Here is a 19,567-nt window from a genome sequence, read left to right on the forward strand (position 1 = left end):
TACTCAAGGAATTTTTCAACATGTTAAAAAGCATAGTATTTCTGGCCGCTTTGATGTCATCGAGCGTTCTTTTTTGCATTGCTGCAGAACGTAGTAATTTGCATTCAGACGCTTTATTCACAGACAGTTTTAAAGTTAATGAGATTGCTGATTTAGGACATCCCGTTTGCACGCTAACCCAAAGTAATAATACTTCGGAAGAATTGTTTGATTATGTAGAAGGTGATATTTGTCCTGTGGGTAGTGGAGCCTGTACATACTCTGCCATTATAAAACTGAATGGCAAAATGTTAACATTAAAGCGGATACAATCAGATAAAACCACATCTATTTTCAAAAACAATGATATTTCGATTACGACGATACAATCTTCATTACAAAAATCAAATATGAAAGAAGAAGGTAACGATGTCAAATTAAGCATCACCATCAGGGCAAGAAACAGTGAGAAGAAATTTGATCTGTCTGGATACTGTGGTATTTAGAAGAGTGCGTTAAGCATTCTCTTTCACATTAAACAGCCTACTGCGTCATTACAATTCCACTACCCAACTTAATAACTAAACATCGTCTATGACCAAATACCTTCTGGATAATAAAGAGAGCAGATTATGGTTTTTGAAAAACCAAAGGTTAGGAAAGTATTATTCAGATGACAAAATTAGTGTGCCACAACAACCGCAAATCGACAGTACTGAGAACCAGGTTGAGAAGCAAAAAAATCCGTAATCCCTGGGAGATTACGGATTTTTACACATCGACTGCATCGGTCAGCTTTCGGCTTTAGAAACATGCTCCGGCTATAACCGTATCCTGCTGAGAGCTCACCCCTTCACCACAATCAACGGTTCAATGTCGCTCTCTTTCTTAATAACCAGCGATTCGTCGCCACGCAGGCAGGTGCCGCCGTAGTTGCCGCCAACGGTAAAAGTGCACACCTGAATATACTTACCGGCAACGTTTGGCAGACACCATAATTGCTGATAAATGTTCTTCTGTGCAGCAAATTTCCCGCTGGTTTTGTCCAGCAGTTCTTCCTGATGGCTGACCAGGTCGATATTGCTGCCACAGCGACCCGCAATCGGTTTCACCGCATAACCGGTTTGCGCCAGTTCATCATTGACGACAAAATCGGTATCCAGCAGATAGCGGTGGTGCGGGAAAAGTTGCCACAGGATCGGCAGGATCGCTTTGTTACCCGGGATCACCGTCCACAGCGGCTCAAAGACCAGCACTTCCGGGCGCAGTAGCACATCGATCAACCGCACATCCTGATGAGTATGTCCGGTACGAATCGGCACGGCGGCATACTCGGTTTCGCTGACTTCACGCACCTGCTCAATCGCCGTTTCCCATGCCCAGGTTTTCCAGACGCAGTTCACCAGGCGTCCGTCACCGTCAATGAGTTGTCCGGCATCGTCCCAGCGCAGTTCATCCAGCCCACGCAGGATCTTACTTTCAAACCCGGCCTGATGCAGCGCCTGCTGCATAAACTGGGCATGATAGTTCTCCTCAATATCCTTATCCTGCATGATGTGCACGAATGGACGTGCGTGGCTGTGTTTCCAGGCCCCCGCCAGCTCATTGATCAGGCCTTCCGCCGGGTTATGTCCTTTACCGGTATAGCCCTGCTCCGCCCAGCGTTCGAGGATCAGCCCCGCTTCGGTATGGCACGACGCGGAATCGGCGTTGTATTCGTACACTTTCAACCCGCGCTCATCCATACAGAAATCCATACGACCGGTGATCATATGGTGGCGACGGCGCTGCCAGGAGAGGCGCAAACGCGGCCAGAGGATTTTGGGAATGTCGAACAGCGCCAGCAGATTGTCGTCTTTCAGCACCTTGTCTGTAGCGTGCAGATACATCAGATGCAGCTCGTTGGTCGCTTTGATCAACTCCTGTTCGGCACTCTCGGTCATCGTGAAATACTGATACGGATCCTGATTGATCACGTGACCGTTCGCTGTCACATAGGCTTTTTGCAGCGGATCCTGTTCATCCAGCCATTTACCGTCAAACTGGCCGTTTTCTTCCAGTCTTGCCGCGCCAATCTTCAGCGAATCATTGGCGATCTCCGGCTGTGGCAGGCTGTGCCGGGTATCGTCGGTCTGGATCATCCAGCCCAGAATAGTAGTGTCGTCAAAGGTGTCTTTCAGGGTATAGCAGCCATTTTCCACCACCATCTCCAGCTCACGCGTCCACTGCTGTCCGGGAGGAAGCGGCGTGTGAATGACGTTCTGCTCGGCAATGCGGATTTTGTTATCCAGCAATTGAGTGATAATCGCGACATGGCCGGTGTCTTTAAATTCTCCGCCTTTCTGCCAGATCAGCAGCGCCCCGGCGACCGGTGCGCGAGGCGACCCGTTAGGAAACGCCTGTAGCGGCAGAATGTTGTCGTTCACCACTTCGCGCAGGAAACGCAACGAGAAAATCTCCCACGCCATGCCGACATCGGTGAACACCGCACCATAATTCAGGAAGAGGAAACGACGCGCGAATTCGACGCACTGCCATTTGTGGCCCATGTATTCGTTGTCGATGTAGCTGCGAAACGCGGCGTCATCGTCATAGTCCCGCGGGTCGAGGGAGCTGTAATCTGAAGAGTAGATCGCTACACCACCGGGGGCATAGCCCAATAATGTCCCGAACGGGGCATCCTGACTGGTCGTTCCTTTGCTCATGCACCTTACCTCAAAACTATACAGCTGGGCAGCTTCTGCTTGCCTGCCCTACACCGCCGACCATCATACACCTCAACGCAGCGGGTGCGTGCGCAACAACGAAAAATAGACAGGTGTAAATGTGCCGATCTGTTAAAGGTACGGATGGCGACCTGCTACACTGCTTCAACACAACCACTCAGAAGGCAGATCAACATGTCAGATAACACTTATCAGCCCGCGAAAGTCTGGACGTGGGAAAAATCCAATGGCGGTGCGTTCGCCAACATCAACCGTCCTGTCTCCGGTCCGACGCACGACAAAACGCTGCCGGTCGGTAAACATCCGCTTCAGCTCTATTCGCTGGGTACGCCGAACGGCCAGAAAGTCACCATCATGCTGGAAGAACTGCTGGCACAGGGAGTGAGCGGTGCGGAATATGATGCCTGGCTGATTCGCATTGGCGAAGGGGATCAGTTCTCCAGCGGCTTTGTGGAGGTGAATCCCAACTCGAAGATCCCGGCATTGCGCGATCATTCGCAAAATCCACCGGTGCGTGTGTTTGAGTCGGGCTCGATCCTGCTGTATCTGGCAGAAAAATATGGTTATTTCCTGCCACAGGATTTAGCAAAACGTACAGAGACATTGAACTGGCTGTTCTGGCTGCAGGGTGCAGCGCCCTTCCTCGGCGGTGGTTTCGGTCATTTCTACCACTACGCGCCGGTGAAGATTGAGTACGCGATCAACCGCTTTACAATGGAAGCCAAACGCCTGCTGGACGTGCTGGATAAACAGCTGGCGAATAACGCTTACGTGGCAGGCGATGAGTACACCATTGCCGATATGGCTATCTGGCCGTGGTTTGGCAACGTGGTGCTGGGCAATGTGTACGATGCGGCAGAATTCCTTGATGCGGGCAACTATAAAAATGTGCAGCGTTGGGCAAAAGAGATAGCGGAACGTCCGGCAGTTAAACGCGGGCGAATCGTGAACCGGACCAACGGACCGTTGAATGAGCAGCTTCATGAACGTCATGATGCCAGCGATTTCGAGACCAATACCGAAGATAAGCGCCAGAATTAACGCTAAAAAATGCCGGACAGAACCTATCCGGCATTCACTCTTATGCGCTGGTGACGTCGTACTCCATACGGCGTAGTGCATCCAGCGTGGCTTTGGCTTCTTCTTCATCGATGATGCTCATCGCAAACCCCACATGCACTAACACCCACTGCCCGACCAGTTCCGCAGGACTGCCTTCACAAATCAGCGCAATATTCACATCACGCTTGATGCCGCACACTTCCACCTGCGCAAGCTGGTGAATATCTTCACCGACGGCCAGAACCTGGCCTGGAACGCCTATACACATGTCTGACTCCGCCCCATGTCACATCATGGGTTATTCAACTTCAATACTTTTCACTTTCAGCGAATCGCCGGTATCAACACGCAGTCGGTCGCCATGACAACGCGGACATTGCGCATCGTGTTGGGTGATTTCAACCGCCTGACTGCAATCCCAGCACCATGCCTGCGCCGGTTTGTAATCGATGTGCAATTCACAGCCTTGCGCCACCGTCCCCTGGCAGACAATATCAAAACTAAAACGTACCGCGCTCTCTTCAACACAGGACAGCGCGCCAATCTCCAGCCACACGCCGGTGACGCGCTTTACGCCATGCTGTTCAGCCTGCTGTTGAATGATTTCAACCGCACTCTGGCAAAGAGACAGCTCATGCATTCTGCAAACCCCGACGCCCGAACAGCAGCGCGCGACGGCTTGTCTGCGGCGCATCCGGATCGCTGACCGGCAGCGACAACAGCATGCGCGCGCAGTCATCAGCCAGACGTACGCCCTCTTCAGACGACATACTGTGATTGAGCGGTGACATCAGCGAGCAGGAGAGGTATTGCGATACACCATCCAGTTCGCCCACCGTGAATGTCATCGTGCCATACGGCAGACGCAACCCAAGCTTTTCACTGACTTTACGCACTGGCCAGAGCTGGTCTGGTCCGGGGAAAATCAGCGCGCTCAGCATCCACGGCGTAATCACACATCCCGTCCACTGCCCTTCAAACAATGTAAAGTCAGAGACATACACTGGCATATCAGGATGTAGAAAGGACAGATCGTGCATTGAACGCTGCGCAATCGCTTCAAACGCAGCCTGAACCTGTGCTTTCGGAGCAGCCTGGAACCCGGAAATCTCCTCAGACATGCGTCGCCTCCCGAGGGATCGCTTCAACGCCCGACTCACGCAGCGCAGCCAGAACCTGCGCAAGCGCAGGTTCAATCATCGCTTCAACTGTTGGCGTTAAACCAATATTCGGCTCCAGCGATTCCGGAATGACGCCAATCAGCGTCAGTTTTTTCGGAAACTCGCCGGTAAAGCGAAGGGCCGACAGAACGTCGGCCAGGCCCAATTGATGCGGGGAGATTTTGTTGGTAAACAGCGCCGGCACTTCATCATCCCGCAGGACCATGATCGTACCCGGGGTGTTTTTTCTCGAGACAATGGCGTCCGCGATGATCAGATGATCCCGGTTCGCCATGTCGCCGAGCAACTCCATACCCGCCGTACCGCCATCGAGGATTTCAACGAAATCCGGCAATTCATATCGCTGCTCTAAGGCTTCAACGATACGAACGCCGATGGCTTCATCGGTCAGCAAAATATTGCCGACCCCTAAGACTAAAATCCGCATTACAGAACCTTCACAGAGACAACTTCGTTCCCGTCAGCGTCAACAACGTGTACCGCACACGCCATACAAGGATCGAAGGAGTGAATAGTACGTACTACTTCAAGCGGTTTTTCCGGATCGGCAATCGGCGTACCTACCAGCGACTGTTCGTACGGACCGACGTCATCGTTGAAGTTACGCGGGCCGGAGTTCCAGGTTGACGGTACAACCGCCTGATAGTTACTGATGATACCGTCTTTAATCACCATCCAGTGAGAAAGCATCCCGCGCGGTGCCTCAAGGAAGCCCACACCTTTAAATTCGCCTGTCGCCGGAATATTCGGTTTCACGAACGTGGTGTGGTCACCTTTGCCGATATTGGCAATCAGCGCGCTGTACTGATTCTGCAGGATACCCTGTAGTTCACAGCAGTGAACGGTACGACCAATAATACGCCCCAGCGTAGAGTGCAACTGCGCCACTTCCAGCGTTTTGCCCGTCAGCTTCTGATAAATCGCGATGATTTCATTCAGTTTCGCTTTCGTGGCCTCACGTCCGGACGCCAGTTTAACCAGCATATTCGCCAGCGGCCCCACTTCGACGGTTTTACCGTAGAAGGTCGGAGATTTCACCCATGAATATTTGCCATCATCCGACCAGCCGTTATATTCCGGAATGGTCGTCCCTTCCCACGGTGCCTGCGGAGCTTCGTCTTTATACCAGGCATGTTTGGCGCTCTCCTGGATCCCTTTGATCAGGTACTCGTCGGAGTGAGAGGAGATCGGACGATAGCTCGCCAGATCGGCATTCTCAATATAACCGCCAGGGAACAGGAAGCTGCCGTTTTTACCGTCGGTCGGGAATTCCGGTGCAGCCAGATAGTTAACCGCCCCCTTACCGCGCTCCAGCCATTCTGGATAGAACGCGGCGATAACCGCAGTATCGACCTTGTACACCTGTTCAACAAAGTCGCTCAGCTTGTCGATGAAGGACTTGATGTACATCAGGCGTTCCAGGTTCAGTACGCCCAGACCGTCGAGGTTGATCGGGTTGGCAACGCCACCCACCGCCAGGTTCTGGATGTGCGGCGTTTTACCGCCCAGCAGTGCCACCACGCGGTTAGCATCACGCTGGCATTCCAGCGCCTGCAGATAGTGAGCTACCGCAATCAGGTTCACTTCCGGCGGCAGTTTCATCGCCGGATGTCCCCAGTAACCGTTGGCGAAAATCCCCAACTGGCCGCTGGCGACCAGGTCTTTGATCTTGTTCTGAACTTTCGTGAACTCTTCCGCGCTGTTCAGATGCCAGGTCGACACGCCGTTCAGCATCGCTGACGCTTTTGCCGGATCGGCTTTCAGCGCCGAGGTAATATCCACCCAGTCCAGCGCCGAAAGCTGATAGAAGTGAACGATATGGTCATGAGTGGTATGCGCTGAAAGAATGATGTTACGGATGTATTGTGCGTTAACCGGAACGTCAATGTTCAGCGCGCTTTCTGCCGCACGAACCGAGGAGATCGCGTGCGTAGTCGTACAAACGCCGCAAATACGTTGCACAATCATCCACGCATCACGCGGATCGCGATTTTTCACGATCTCTTCCATGCCGCGCCACATGGTACCGGAGGCCCATGCTTTTGATACAACGCCGTTTTCGATTTCGCAATCGATACGTAAGTGCCCCTCAATACGGGTTACGGGATCAATAGTAATTCTCTGGCTCATGCTTTGCTCGCCTCATGACGATTGTGATCGTTTTGTTTTAAAGGAGGAAGTATCGGCAGTAGACGAATGAGTACGATGTAAGCGCAAATCTCAATAGCCACAAAACCAATAGAAATCAACAGTTCTTCCCAGGTTGGGAAGTAGTGGTAACCGCCGCCTGGATTAAATGCCACCAGCGAATAGGACAGACGCCATGTCGCGCAACCCAGCAGCGCGCTGAGCGCAGACAGGTACAACATGCGTGAATCATTACGCCATTTAGCAACGCGCAGGACGACCAGCGGGAAGACCATCAGCACGACTTCAAGCCAGAACATTGCTGAGTAGAAATCGCCTGCAAAGGCATACGACAGCTTGCCCCGGTAAACCAGCTCACCAAAGCGCAGCACGACAAAAATCGCCAACATCACGCTGATGGTGTTCGTCAACTTGATGAACAGGTTCTTCTCATCCGGGCCTTTTCCTCTCAGGCCAGCCTGAACCAGAGAGCCTTCGAAGATGACGATCGAGAAGCCCATAATAAAGGCGGTCAATACCGAGAACAGCGGCAGCATTTCATAGCTTTGCCACAGCGGATGCACCTTGTAGCCTGCCGAGATCATCAGCGAGCCCATTGAGGACTGGTGCATGGTCGGCAACAGCGCTCCGAGAGCGATGATGAAGAACATCAGCTTATTCAGGCGTTTCAGCGACACCTTCCAGCCCAGACGTTCAAACAACGCAGGGGCAAATTCCAGCGCCATCACCCCAATGTAGATGGTCATACAGACCGCCGTCTCGAACAACACCGAGTTCACGTTGAAGTGACCCGGAATGTAGAAGTACGGCAGGTTCCAGTAACGACCCACATCAATGGTAATCGACAAGCCACCCAGAGAATAACCAAACAGACTCGCCAGCAGCGCCGGACGCACCAGCGGATGGTATTGTCCCCGGTTGAAGACATACACCGCCCATGCCAGCGCCCAACCGCCACAGGCAAAGCCGGTGCCGATTAACAGGTCAAAGGCAATCCAGACGCCCCATGGGAAACCGCCGTTCAGATCGGAGACAGACCCCAATCCAAATACCAGACGCTTCACGATCAGGAGCATACAGAGGATGATTAACGGCCCGAAGATGATGACCGGTTTGCTGATAATTTTGCCGCCCAGCGGTTTAGGATCATGACTCATGATCGTCTCCTCCGTCGTGATGGTCGTTTTTGGTATTACGACGAACCAGCACGGTCAAGCCCGCCAGCACGGCCAGTGGTAGCATCATGCCTTTATACAGGGTGTGTTGAACATGTTCGGAACGCGCGCCGGTTGAAATCTCATCCAGCTTCGGCAGATCCAGATTCTCGTAAGGCACCCCGGTCAGTACCAGCACCTGAGTCCCACCGCCCTCTTTTTCACCGTAAAGATGTGGATAGTACTTCGGCACAGTATGCACGTAGGTATCGCCCGTTTTCAGGGTTTGACGCGGATAGTGGTATTCGCTGCCAGGCTTCAGCGCCAGACGCTTTTGCGCCTCGGCCATCAACTCTTCACGGGTACCAAAAATGACCGCACCGGCAGGACAAACCTCAACACAGCCCGGCAAGCCGCCCTTATCGAGACGCTCAACGCCTTTCTGGTTACACAATTCACATTTGTGAAGCGCACCAAACGGGTTGTTGTAGTCATACTTCGGCACGTTGTACGGACAGGCAACCATGCAGTAACGGCAGCCGGTACAAACGTCTTTGTTGTAATGAACGATGCCGGTTTTCGGATCTTTTTTCAGTGCGGAAACCGGGCAGACGGAAACGCAGTTGGGATCGACGCAGTGCATACACTGTTTCTTGATGTATGCATAGCCGTTCTCTTCCTGATCTTTATTCACGCCTGTACCGCTACGCCACACCTGAATGATGTTATTGGTGTACGGCGACAGTTTGTCGTTGTTCGACCAGGTCTGCTCCCCTTCCGGGTTACGCGCCGGGAAGTTGATATCCTGACACTTGGTCACACAGGCCTGACAGCCCACGCACAGCGTCGAGTCATACAACATACCCAGAGAACCGGGGATGGGCGGGCGATTTTCTGCAGCCGCGTGGCTGATAGACGGCGCAGCGCCTAACAGCAACGCCCCGCCGGAGGCTGCTTTGATAAAGTTACGTCTGTTCACGGTTATTCTCCCCGTGAGTCAGCGTTATCTTTCTTTTGCTGACGCCCCAGTTCACGTACCGCCATCACGCTGACGCCGGCTACCAGACCGACAACGCCGCCAAGCAACCCAATAGCGCCGGCAGAAATGTTGCCGCCCTCTTTCATGTTCACATCAGGTTTTTCGGAACGAGGTGTCTGATTTTCCACGTGAGCAAGTTGGTGAATGCCCTTATGGAAACCAACGCCTTCTTCGTTGCAGCCGTAGCATGGGTGACCAATCGCCACCGGCCAGACGCCGCCAACGTCGCAGAATTGCAGTGTGGAGCAGTTGCCCCAGGTCTCAGGCCCTTTACAGCCGAGGTGGTAGAGGCACCAGCCTTCGCGGTGACCTTCATCGCCGAACTCTTTCGCAAAGCGACCCGCATCGAAGTGCGGACGACGTTCGCAGTGCTCGTGAATCAGGCGGCCATAGGCGAAGGTCGGACGGTTTTTCGCATCCAGCTTCGGCGGCTTGCCCCAGGTGATGATATGGGCGACGGTCGCCAGGAAGTTATGCGGGTTCGGCGGACAGCCCGGAATGTTGATGATGGTTTTACCCGGCAGAACTTCCTGCAGGCCAACCGCACCGGTCGGGTTCACGCCAGCAGCGGCGACGCCGCCCCATGCAGCGCAGGAACCGATAGCGATAATTGCCGCCGCGCCTTCTGCCGCTTTGCGGATATGATCCACAATGGGCTCACCGGCAACCATGCAGTAAATACCGTTATCTTTTAGCGGGATGGAACCATCAACGACCAACACATACTGCCCTTTGTATTTCTCGAGCGCATTGTGTTTGTTCTCTTCAACCTGGTGGCCGAAGGCGGCGGAAAGCACCTCATGGTATTCCAGAGAGATGGTCTCCAGGACAAGGTTTTCTACCGTAGGGTGGGTCGCGCGAAGCAGGGATTCGGTACAGCCCGTGCATTCCTGAGCACCAATCCAGACAACCGGAGGGCGCTGCGGACGGGATACCGACTCAGCCATTTCGGCGGCGGCTTTGCTGCTGAGCCCCATTGTGGCGGCGAGTGCTGCACAAAGCTTCATGAAATCACGGCGGTTGACGCCATGGGAATTGATGAGAGTGTTATCTCCAGTCATTTTATAGTTATTCCGTTACGAAGACCTGGCTCTTATTTTGCATCAATCGCAAAACCGTAACTGCGATCGGTGCGCCATTTACCACACTTTTGTTATGGTTATGTAGTCTATGATACTGCGAGGGGATACTAAAACGAAGGGAATAGCCGGTAGTGTAATTAATTAAAGCAAGATAATACCCCCTTTGGATCAACCTTCGAGTCGATAGCCGGCCATAAAAAAACGAATCGTGATGCTGGACTGATTTTCCCGAAAGAAATCCATCACCATTTCTTTATCTAACCCATAGCGACGCGTCAGGATCCCCGCTTCCCAGGCGCTGAGTTGCCTGTCGCCGGTTTTTTCAAACATGCGATGCGAGAATCCTAGTACGAAGCCACGTTTATAATCCGAACAAAATTTCGCTACGTTTCGGGCGTTGTCAGCCTGCGTGGCGTTTAATCCGGCCATCAGACCCTTGCCAAAATGATTATTCATGACCTCTCCTCAATCGCTATACAATAAATTATATAGCGATATTTTAAGCAAAGGCCAGAGGGTTCAGCGACTTTTTACTGGGCCTTAAAATGCCACCCATTCATCACCTGCCGCTGTGGGAGTCGGGCGTCGCTGCCCGGCGGGAGCGGCACCTTTTCCGGGGAGACTGGGGGCGTCATTTTGCGATAACCGGAACTGTTGCACAGAACGTTGTAAATCTTCCGTTTGTCTCTCCAGCGCCGCAGCCGCGGCGGAAACCTGCTCCACCAGCGCGGCGTTTTGCTGCGTAACGCCATCCATCTGAGTAATCGCAACGCCCACCTGCGAAATCCCTTTGCTCTGTTCTTCAGACGCCGAGGCAATTTGTTTCATGATGGTGTTCACTTCCGTCACGCCACGCAGGAGCGCCTCCATCGTTGAGCCGGTATCCTTCACCAGCGTCGCGCCGTGGTCGACGCGGCGCACGGATTCGGCAATCAGTGTTTCAATCTCTTTTGCCGCGTTTGCACTGCGGCTTGCCAGATTACGCACTTCACCTGCGACGACGGCAAATCCACGCCCTTGCTCACCCGCACGCGCCGCTTCGACCGCAGCGTTCAATGCAAGAATGTTGGTCTGGAAGGCAATGCTATTGATGACGGTCGTAATTTCCGCAATCTGCTTCGAGCTGGCGGAAATTCCGTCCATGGTCTCGACCACTTCGGACACCAGTGAACCGCCTTTTCCTGCCGTGCGTGATGCCGCATCAGCCAGAAGACTTGCCTGACGGGCGTTATCCGCATTCAGTTTCACCGTTGCGGTGAGCTGCTCCATGCTGGCAGCCGTCTCTTCCAGCGCCGCAGCCTGCTCTTCCGTTCGCGATGAAAGATCGTTGTTGCCGCTGGAGATTTCAGTGGCGCCGCGCCAGATATTATCGCTGCCAGAACGGATAGTATTCACGGCGTCGCGCAGACTGTCCTGCATCGCCCGTAATAAAGGCACTAATTGGCCGACGCAGTTGCGGCCAATATCGTCAATCGGCTGACTGAGATCGCCCTGAGCAATCTGGCGAAACTGTTGGCGGATCCGCGCCAGCGGTTTCACCAGCATGGTCACCAGATAGCGATCGGTGAAGAAGAGAATTGCAATGCCCAGGATCACCGCGCCAATGATTAGGGTACGGATGATCGACGTTTTGCCATCTACCATGACGCGGGTTTGATCGAGCATCACACCTGCGGCCTTATTAAAGCGTTCTGCACTGGCACCAAACGCCCGGCTCAACGCAGGCGTCACATTATTCGCCTGCTCACTCCATGCACTCTGCGTGCCCTGCTGCGCCAGTTGCATTTGCGGCGTGACGCCTTTATCGAGCAGATCCTGCCAGCTCGCCAGCACCGCAGCGGCAACCTCAGGATCCATCGGCCCTGGCGAGAGCGTTTTCATTTCCTGCAACTTTTTGCTCATGTTATCCAGCGCCTGCTGCACGGGAGCGAAATCCGGCGTGCCGCCACTGGCTTTCAACTCCATCGCACGACTGAGGCGGGTAACAAAGCGGAAATATTGATCGTTGCCCTGGCTGAGCACCGTCATCTGGCGAACAAGATGGCGATCGACTTCGTTGCCTTCTGACACTTTTGACAGCGCGTGAACGCTATATAATCCCACTCCTGACCAGAGAAGACAAAAGACGCCCAGTATTGTCAGCATGACAAGACGAATGGTGAAGTTTTGCAAAAGTCGCATAGATATATCCTTGCCATATTAAAGGGATTCGCCATCTGGCGAGACTCACCTTCGTTATCGGCAAAGAGTGAAGAATATATACTTACTTTTAGTTTTTTTACTCTCGCAAACAATATCCTTGGTCGCTGTATACATATAAAAGATAATGAAAAATGCCAGCAGTATTAATCAATCGTTTATTTTCCTTTTTTTTATCATAAATATTTATCAAACCATCCCAACGTTCGTTTCCATGCTAATTCGGCGGCAGCCTCGTCATATCGCGGTGTGGAATCATTATGAAATCCGTGGTTTACACCGGGATAGATCCAGGCTTCATAGACCTTATTGTTGGCCTTCAGCGCGGCTTCATAGGCGGGCCAGCCTTCATTGATATTTTTATCCAGCGCCGCGTAGTGCAGCAGGATCGGCGCTTTTATCTTCGGCACATCCGCAGCGGCAGGCTGGCGACCATAAAACGGCACCGCACACGCCAGTTCAGGATAGGCCACGGCAGCGGCATTTGAGACGCCACCGCCGTAACAAAATCCGGTGATCCCCACTTTCCCGCTGGCGTCCGGGTGTTGCTTCATAAACTCGACGGCAGCGAAAAAGTCATTCATCAGCTTTGTCGGATCCACTTTCTGCTGCAAGACCTTCCCTTCTTCATCGTTTCCTGGATAGCCACCTACCGAGCTTAAACCGTCGGGCGCCAGCGCAATGTAGCCCGCTTTTGCTACCCGCCTTGCAACATCTTCAATATAAGGATTCAGCCCCCGGTTCTCATGCACCACCACCACGGCGGAGACCTTGCCCGTTGTGTTGACCGGTTTCACCAGATACCCGCGCACGCTGCCATGACCGTTTGGTGACGGATAATGAATATATTCAGGCAATATATCGGGATCGGTAAATTTCACCTGTTCCGCCAGCGCGTAGTTGGGCTTGAGCATATTGAAGAGCGCCAGCGCCGTCACCCCGCCAACGGCGTACTTTGCCGCAAGATTGAGGAACTCCCGTTTTGAGATTTTCCCGTGGGCGTAGTAGTCATAATAATCGAGTAATTCTTGCGGAAAATCTTTGGCTGTCAGACGCGTCATCGCATATCTCCGGGATTTGTGATTCTATAAGCATAGAATGAAAACGCTGTTTCGAAAATTCATCACAAGAAAGGAGACATCATGTCCTGGAACGCCTCCCCTGACCGCTATGAGAATATGCAGTACCGCTACTGCGGTAACAGCGGCCTCCAACTGCCTGCGCTATCGCTCGGTCTGTGGCACAACTTCGGTCACGTACAAGCCCTCGACTCGCAGCGCGCACTGTTGCGAAAAGCCTTTGATTTAGGCATTACTCACTTTGATTTAGCCAATAACTATGGGCCGCCTCCGGGCAGCGCCGAAGAAAATTTCGGGCGTCTGCTGCGCGAAGACTTTGCCCAGTATCGTGATGAACTGATTATTTCGACCAAAGCCGGTTACGACATGTGGCCAGGTCCTTATGGTTCCGGCGGCTCGCGTAAATACCTGCTCGCCAGTCTCGATCAGAGCCTGAAACGGATGGGCCTGGATTACGTCGATATTTTCTATTCTCATCGCGTGGACGAAAACACGCCGATGGAAGAGACGGCGTCTGCGCTGGCACACGCTGTGCAAAGTGGGAAAGCGCTGTATGTTGGTATTTCGTCATACTCGCCGGAGCGGACACAAAAAATGGCTGAGCTTTTGCGCGAATGGAAGATCCCGCTGCTGATCCATCAGCCCTCTTATAACCTGCTGAACCGCTGGGTGGATAAAAGCGGTTTGCTGGATACGCTGAAAGCCAATGGCGTGGGCTGCATCGCCTTTACGCCACTGGCGCAGGGATTGCTCACCGGGAAGTATTTGAACGGCATTCCGGACGGTTCACGTATGCAGCGCGAAGGGAAGAAAGTGCGCGGTCTGACTGAGAATATGCTGACGGAAGCTAACCTCAGCAGTCTGCGTCTGCTTAATAAGATGGCGCAACAGCGCGGTCAGTCAATGGCGCAAATGGCGCTTAGCTGGCTGCTGAAAGACGATCGCGTCACTTCCGTGCTGATTGGCGCAAGCCGCCCGGAGCAACTGGAAGAAAACGTTCAGGCGTTGAAAAATTTGTCGTTCACCACAGAAGAATTGACGCAGATTGATAAGCATGTCGCTGACGGCCAACTGAACCTCTGGCAGGCATCGTCCGATAAGTAACGTTCAGCGCCGGGTAGCGTTAAGGGCTGCCCGGCCTGTGCTGTCAGTGCTTATGGCGGTTTAACCGGTCGAGGCAGCCCATCAAAAACGCCGACAAGACGAAAGTGAGATGGATAATGACGTACCACATCAGCTTGTTATCCGGCACGTTTTTCGCATCCATAAATACACGCAACAGATGAATGGAAGAGATAGCAACAATCGAGGCCGCAACTTTGTTTTTCAGTGAGGTCGCATCCATCTTCCCCAGCCAGTTCAGTTTTTCCCGTCCCTCAGCGATATCGAGTTGCGAGACGAAATTCTCATAGCCGGAAAACATCACCATTACCAGCAGTCCCCCGACCAGCGTCATATCCACCAGGGACAGCAGCACCAGAATCAGGTCAGCTTCTGCCATCGAAAAGACATTGGGCAGAACATGAAAAATTTCCTGAAAGAATTTTAGCGCCAGCGCAACCAACGCCAGCGACAAACCAAAGTAGACCGGGGCCAGCAGCCAGCGAGACGCATACATAACGTTTTCGAGAAAGCGTTCCATAAATTCCTGTGATGTTGCAAAAACCGGGCGACAGTATATCCCAATTGCGCAACATCAGATCAACATCCTCCTTAAACTTCGTCGGGATTGATCCACGGGCGCTGATACTCGGGCCACACCAGCGCCACCAGCGATGGATACGCCTCGACGCTAAACTCCCGGAAGCACTGGCGTAAGTTCAGCACATCGAGATCGGAATGGGGAACTTTTTCGCCGTTGAGACAGCGTTTTTTTATCGTGTCGTAGTATTTATACACCGCTGAATTGAGATCGCTGCAGCGTCGCTGGGCGTCAAACAGTCCTGGCGTGTCATTCAATTGCGCCATCGTCATGCGTTTTATTGTTGCGTGAAGGAAATCAATATATTCGTGATTGACGCGCCAGTACCATACCGGTGTAATAGCATTCATCAGCGCGGAGAAATGGTCCTCCCCCTCTTCTTTAGTCAGCGGTATTGATTGAGTCTCAGAGGGCAGTTCTTCAGCGTTGCGCGGTTTATTAAACTCGCGCATTAATAAAAGCACGCCGCCGGTCAACAATAGCAAGGTAATGACAGAATAAAAAATACTGTTCATAGAATGACTCCATTTTTTTTGATTCTAAAATTACCCCATGTTATTGTCAACGCGACCTGCCAAATAAAAATAACTATACATTTGATATTAAAGGATATTGTGACATGCTGCCTGAGCACCTTGTCCCACCGCGTTTTCATCTGTCAGCGTCAGGTCAGACGGAAGAAACAGTAGAAAATAATGATAATTTTACTCAGGGAAAAACAACCCTCAGTGATTATGAGGCCGATATCTTAATTAGCACAACCGCCACCGGGCAATCTAAAAATATCCTACTCGAAGAACGTGACCGTCATTTTAAAGAACGTCTTGAGCGGGTAGCGAAAATTGAGACTTTCGCTCGGGTTATTAATGCGTTACAGGCTGAAGGCGATATCGATGCCCAGACCTTAAGTAAAATAATCACTGAAATGACCACGCATATAAATGAAAACGGCAACGAAATTTGGCTTAACTTAATTACCCGGGAGAAAGACTCACCCCTTTTCTATTCTCTGGACGACGAACAATGATTAAAGATGTTGAAGATAACAATGTCTATTTGGCTTTAGATGAGAATAAAAGCGATCAATTTATCTTAAAGCAGAATCTTGCCGCACTCATCGCCAATAAAAATGCGGTCCTCGAAAGCGTGGCGCAAGAAGTGACTTCTATTCCTGCGGCGCTGGTTCGTCTGAAATGGCAAAACCGGCGGGAAATATACGCGCTTCAGGTGAAGGAAGAGATTTATGGCGCGGCGATCAACGCCATTATCAAACAGAACCCGGCGCTGGGTGACAAAATCATGGCGCGACTGGAGAGCACCTGGCAGCATTTGCTGGCTCGTGAGACCGCCACGCTGCGACTGACGCGCAAACTGGCCGAAGGAAACACCCGCACGATTACCATCACTACCGTTGCGCTCAATGAACGTCAGGTGCAAACCCGGCGCGATGGGCAATAAAAAAGCCGGGTAGCGATAACGCCGTACCCGGCCTTTCTTTCATTGTGCCCATGGCGACAACGATTATTTCGCTTTCGCGACTTCTTCGCCGACCAGACCGATCTTCAGATAACCAGCCTGATGCAACGTGTCCATCACCTTCATCAGGGTTTCATAGTCGACGGTTTTATCCGCACGGAAGAAGATCGTGGTGTCTTTCTTCCCTTCGGTCAGCGCGTTCAGTTCTGCCACCATGGTCTCGTCCGTCACCGGATCGTTACCAATGAACATGCTGTTGTCCGCTTTGACCGACAGATAAACCGGTTTTTCCGGACGCGGTTGCGGCGTACTGGAGGACGCGGGCAGATTGACCTTCACATCCACTGTCGCCAGCGGCGCAGCCACCATAAAGATGATCAGCAGTACCAGCATAACGTCGATAAACGGCGTCACGTTGATTTCATGCATTTCACCGTTATCGTCCAGATTTTCATTAAGACGCATTGCCATGAAACATTACCCTACACGTAATTTCTGCGCGGTACGCACCGGACGGGCAGATGCGCTTGCATCCAGATCCAGGTCGCGGCTTTGCAGTAACAGCACCTGTGCCGCTACATCGCCCAGCATCGCTTTAAGACCGCCAATCTGACGGGCAAAGATGTTATAGATAACCACCGCAGGAATGGCCGCAACCAGACCGATGGCTGTCGCCAGCAGTGCTTCTGCAATACCGGGGGCGACGACGGCGAGGTTAGTGGTCTGCGTTTGTGCAATCCCGATGAAACTGTTCATGATACCCCAGACCGTACCGAAGAGACCGACAAATGGCGAAATCGCCCCGATGGTCGCCAGGTAGCCATTTCCGCGCCCCATCTGACGTCCCGCTGCCGCAACGCGACGCTCCAGACGAAAACCGGTACGCTCTTTAATGCCTTCGTTGTCTTCACTGCCCTGAGACAGTTCCAGTTCGTTCTGCGCTTCATTGAGCAATTGGGTGCTTAAGCTTTTGGCGCCAAAGTTTGCTGCGATATCGCTTGCCTGATCCAGAGAGCGGGCGTCCGCCAACAGCTGCTGTTCGCGTTTAAGCCGACGCTTCAGGGAGAAGAACTCAACGCTCTTACTGAAGAAGATAGCCCAGGTGACCACTGACGCCAGAATCAGACCAATCATCACGCACTTAACCACGATATCGGCGTGCTGATACATACCCCAGACGGAAAGATCCGTCTGCATCAAATTATTACCCACTCTGTATCTCCAGGACGCAAATCACAAATTCTGAGCGTAATAATATCAAAACGACGTCGAATTGATAGTCGTTCTCATTACTATTTACATAGTGCCGCACCTTTGGTTTCTTTTCCTTGCGCTTACGCAGTAAAACGTCACGGGAGGCGATTTTGATAAAATATTGTGCTTTATCCCGTTCCTGGGGATGCGCATTTTTCCATTCGTGATAGTTTAGACGTCCAGACGTATAAAAACAGGAAACCCAACATGGCAGATAAACAACTGGACACCCGACTGGTCGGCGCAGGGCGCAGTAAAAAATACACGCTGGGCTCAGTGAATAGTGTGATTCAGCGCGCTTCTTCGCTGGTTTTTGAAACGGTCGAAGCCAAAAAGCACGCCACCCGCAACCGCGCCAACGGCGAACTTTTTTACGGGCGCCGCGGCACATTAACCCATTTCTCGCTGCAGGAAGCGATGTGTGAACTCGAAGGCGGCGCCGGCTGTGCGCTCTTCCCCTGCGGCGCGGCGGCCGTCGCCAATACGATTCTGGCTTTTGTCGAACAGGGCGATCACGTGCTGATGACCAATACGGCCTATGAGCCGAGCCAGGATTTCTGCACCAAAATCCTCGGCAAACTGGGTGTGACCACTGGCTGGTTCGATCCGCTGATTGGCGCTGACATAGTTAAGCATCTTCAGCCCAACACCAAAGTCGTTTTCCTCGAGTCTCCGGGTTCCGTGACCATGGAAGTCCACGACGTCCCGGCAATTGTCGCCGCTGTCAGACGCGTTGTGCCGGACGCCATCATTATGATCGATAACACCTGGGCGGCGGGCATATTGTTTAAAGCCCTCGACTTCGGCGTTGATATTTCGATTCAGGCCGGGACCAAGTACCTGATTGGTCACTCGGATGCCATGGTCGGCACCGCCGTTTCGAACGCCCGCTGTTGGGATCAACTGCGCGAGAATGCCTATTTGATGGGACAAATGGTCGATGCCGATACGGCCTATATGACCAGCCGCGGGATGCGCACCCTGGGCGTGCGTCTGCGCCAGCATCATGAAAGCAGTCTGAAAATTGCCGAATGGCTGGCAGCCCATCCGCAGGTCGCGCGGGTCAATCATCCGGCGTTACCAGGCAGTAAAGGACACGAATTCTGGAAACGTGACTTTACGGGGAGCAGCGGCTTGTTCTCGTTTGTGCTGAATAAAAAGCTCAATAATGACGAGCTGTCCGCTTATCTGGATCACTTCAGCCTCTTCAGCATGGCCTATTCATGGGGCGGTTTTGAGTCGCTGATTCTGGCCAATCAGCCTGAACAGATTGCAGAAATTCGCCCGGAAGGGGGTGTGGATTTCAGCGGCACACTGATTCGTCTCCACATTGGTTTAGAGAATGTTGACGATCTGATTGCAGATTTAGCCGCCGGATTTTCCCGCCTCGTGTAAAATTGACGCCAATGGACATCTATGCAGACACGTCGAACGAAATTGTCTGCATTTGTTGCGCCCGGGATCAAGTCATCCGGGTCCGTTCAGG

General features: G+C 52.5%; 22 protein-coding genes. 6 read left to right on the forward strand and 16 right to left on the reverse strand.

Features of this window, described 5'->3' with window-relative positions; translation table 11 throughout:
• Window positions 1-20 precede the first annotated feature (20 nt).
• Complete coding sequence (locus C2U53_RS05500; RefSeq protein WP_104445716.1) at window positions 21-485, forward strand: adhesin; 465 nt, start codon at window positions 21-23, stop codon at window positions 483-485.
• Window positions 486-824: 339 nt separating this feature from the next.
• Here the strand turns inward: C2U53_RS05500 and gss are convergent, their stop codons facing one another.
• Window positions 825-2,684 carry a bifunctional glutathionylspermidine amidase/synthase gene (gene gss / locus C2U53_RS05505; RefSeq protein WP_044255709.1) on the reverse strand — a complete coding sequence of 620 codons (1,860 nt, stop codon included), beginning with the start codon at window positions 2,682-2,684 and terminating at the stop codon, window positions 825-827.
• A gap of 195 nt (window positions 2,685-2,879) precedes the next feature.
• Between gss and yghU the strand changes: the two genes are divergently transcribed.
• Window positions 2,880-3,746: a glutathione-dependent disulfide-bond oxidoreductase gene (yghU, locus tag C2U53_RS05510; protein WP_042998136.1), complete on the forward strand. Its 867-nt coding sequence runs from the start codon at window positions 2,880-2,882 to the stop codon at window positions 3,744-3,746.
• Window positions 3,747-3,786: 40 nt separating this feature from the next.
• Here yghU and hybG read toward each other — a convergent pair whose 3' ends face one another.
• The 11 genes from hybG to yghX form a co-directional block, all read right to left on the reverse strand.
• Window positions 3,787-4,035, reverse strand: coding sequence for a hydrogenase maturation factor HybG (hybG, locus tag C2U53_RS05515; protein WP_042998137.1), 249 nt, complete (start codon window positions 4,033-4,035; stop codon window positions 3,787-3,789).
• A 30-nt stretch (window positions 4,036-4,065) separates the two neighbouring features.
• Window positions 4,066-4,407 carry a hydrogenase maturation nickel metallochaperone HypA gene (gene hypA, locus C2U53_RS05520; RefSeq protein WP_042324177.1) on the reverse strand — a complete coding sequence of 114 codons (342 nt, stop codon included), beginning with the start codon at window positions 4,405-4,407 and terminating at the stop codon, window positions 4,066-4,068.
• Entirely contained in the window at window positions 4,400-4,888 is a 489-nt protein-coding gene (gene hybE / locus C2U53_RS05525) for a hydrogenase-2 assembly chaperone (protein WP_061070586.1), read from the reverse strand. Before hybE ends, hypA begins: the two co-directional genes overlap by 8 nt.
• Window positions 4,881-5,375, reverse strand: a complete 495-nt coding sequence (locus C2U53_RS05530) for a HyaD/HybD family hydrogenase maturation endopeptidase (protein WP_042998139.1) — start codon at window positions 5,373-5,375, stop codon at window positions 4,881-4,883. Before C2U53_RS05530 ends, hybE begins: the two co-directional genes overlap by 8 nt.
• Window positions 5,375-7,078 (reverse strand): hydrogenase 2 large subunit, encoded by a 1,704-nt coding sequence (hybC, locus tag C2U53_RS05535; RefSeq protein ID WP_042998140.1) that lies wholly within the window; start codon window positions 7,076-7,078, stop codon window positions 5,375-5,377. The genes C2U53_RS05530 and hybC overlap by 1 nt, the downstream gene beginning before the upstream one ends.
• Window positions 7,075-8,253 (reverse strand): Ni/Fe-hydrogenase cytochrome b subunit, encoded by a 1,179-nt coding sequence (gene hybB, locus C2U53_RS05540; protein ID WP_042998141.1) that lies wholly within the window; start codon window positions 8,251-8,253, stop codon window positions 7,075-7,077. The genes hybC and hybB overlap by 4 nt, the downstream gene beginning before the upstream one ends.
• Entirely contained in the window at window positions 8,243-9,229 is a 987-nt protein-coding gene (hybA, locus tag C2U53_RS05545) for a hydrogenase 2 operon protein HybA (RefSeq protein ID WP_042998142.1), read from the reverse strand. The genes hybB and hybA overlap by 11 nt, the downstream gene beginning before the upstream one ends.
• A gap of 2 nt (window positions 9,230-9,231) precedes the next feature.
• Window positions 9,232-10,350, reverse strand: a complete 1,119-nt coding sequence (hybO, locus tag C2U53_RS05550; RefSeq protein ID WP_042998143.1) for a hydrogenase 2 small subunit — start codon at window positions 10,348-10,350, stop codon at window positions 9,232-9,234.
• A gap of 189 nt (window positions 10,351-10,539) precedes the next feature.
• Complete coding sequence (locus C2U53_RS05555) at window positions 10,540-10,827, reverse strand: DUF2623 family protein (RefSeq protein ID WP_090048994.1); 288 nt, start codon at window positions 10,825-10,827, stop codon at window positions 10,540-10,542.
• Window positions 10,828-10,911: 84 nt separating this feature from the next.
• Window positions 10,912-12,552 carry a methyl-accepting chemotaxis protein gene (locus C2U53_RS05560; RefSeq protein ID WP_042998145.1) on the reverse strand — a complete coding sequence of 547 codons (1,641 nt, stop codon included), beginning with the start codon at window positions 12,550-12,552 and terminating at the stop codon, window positions 10,912-10,914.
• A 194-nt stretch (window positions 12,553-12,746) separates the two neighbouring features.
• Window positions 12,747-13,631: a YghX family hydrolase gene (yghX, locus tag C2U53_RS05565; protein ID WP_054177125.1), complete on the reverse strand. Its 885-nt coding sequence runs from the start codon at window positions 13,629-13,631 to the stop codon at window positions 12,747-12,749.
• Window positions 13,632-13,712: 81 nt separating this feature from the next.
• Between yghX and C2U53_RS05570 the strand changes: the two genes are divergently transcribed.
• A complete protein-coding gene (locus C2U53_RS05570; protein ID WP_042998147.1) occupies window positions 13,713-14,753 on the forward strand; it encodes an aldo/keto reductase in 1,041 nt (346 codons plus the stop codon).
• A 43-nt stretch (window positions 14,754-14,796) separates the two neighbouring features.
• Here C2U53_RS05570 and C2U53_RS05575 read toward each other — a convergent pair whose 3' ends face one another.
• Both C2U53_RS05575 and C2U53_RS05580 read right to left on the reverse strand, forming a co-directional pair.
• Complete coding sequence (locus tag C2U53_RS05575) at window positions 14,797-15,291, reverse strand: TIGR00645 family protein (protein ID WP_042998148.1); 495 nt, start codon at window positions 15,289-15,291, stop codon at window positions 14,797-14,799.
• 71 nt (window positions 15,292-15,362) lie between these two features.
• Complete coding sequence (locus C2U53_RS05580) at window positions 15,363-15,866, reverse strand: ESA_00282 family adhesion-associated protein (RefSeq protein ID WP_042998149.1); 504 nt, start codon at window positions 15,864-15,866, stop codon at window positions 15,363-15,365.
• A gap of 104 nt (window positions 15,867-15,970) precedes the next feature.
• Here C2U53_RS05580 and C2U53_RS05585 point away from each other — a divergent pair, with 104 nt between their 5' ends.
• On the forward strand, window positions 15,971-16,378 hold the full coding sequence (locus tag C2U53_RS05585; RefSeq protein ID WP_042998150.1) for a hypothetical protein: 408 nt from the start codon (window positions 15,971-15,973) through the stop codon (window positions 16,376-16,378).
• Window positions 16,378-16,809: a hypothetical protein gene (locus tag C2U53_RS05590; protein WP_043001747.1), complete on the forward strand. Its 432-nt coding sequence runs from the start codon at window positions 16,378-16,380 to the stop codon at window positions 16,807-16,809. The genes C2U53_RS05585 and C2U53_RS05590 overlap by 1 nt, the downstream gene beginning before the upstream one ends.
• A 63-nt stretch (window positions 16,810-16,872) precedes the next feature.
• On the opposite strand, the gene exbD is transcribed toward C2U53_RS05590, so the two are convergent.
• Entirely contained in the window at window positions 16,873-17,298 is a 426-nt protein-coding gene (gene exbD, locus C2U53_RS05595; RefSeq protein ID WP_042324207.1) for a TonB system transport protein ExbD, read from the reverse strand.
• A 6-nt stretch (window positions 17,299-17,304) separates the two neighbouring features.
• Window positions 17,305-18,039, reverse strand: coding sequence for a tol-pal system-associated acyl-CoA thioesterase (gene exbB / locus C2U53_RS05600; RefSeq protein ID WP_042998151.1), 735 nt, complete (start codon window positions 18,037-18,039; stop codon window positions 17,305-17,307).
• 249 nt (window positions 18,040-18,288) lie between these two features.
• Here exbB and metC point away from each other — a divergent pair, with 249 nt between their 5' ends.
• Entirely contained in the window at window positions 18,289-19,476 is a 1,188-nt protein-coding gene (metC, locus tag C2U53_RS05610; protein ID WP_104445717.1) for a cystathionine beta-lyase, read from the forward strand.
• Window positions 19,477-19,567: the final 91 nt, after the last annotated feature.

The organism is Citrobacter sp. CFNIH10 (assembly GCF_002934585.1).
In the GTDB taxonomy this organism is placed as follows: domain Bacteria; phylum Pseudomonadota; class Gammaproteobacteria; order Enterobacterales; family Enterobacteriaceae; genus Citrobacter_A; species Citrobacter_A amalonaticus.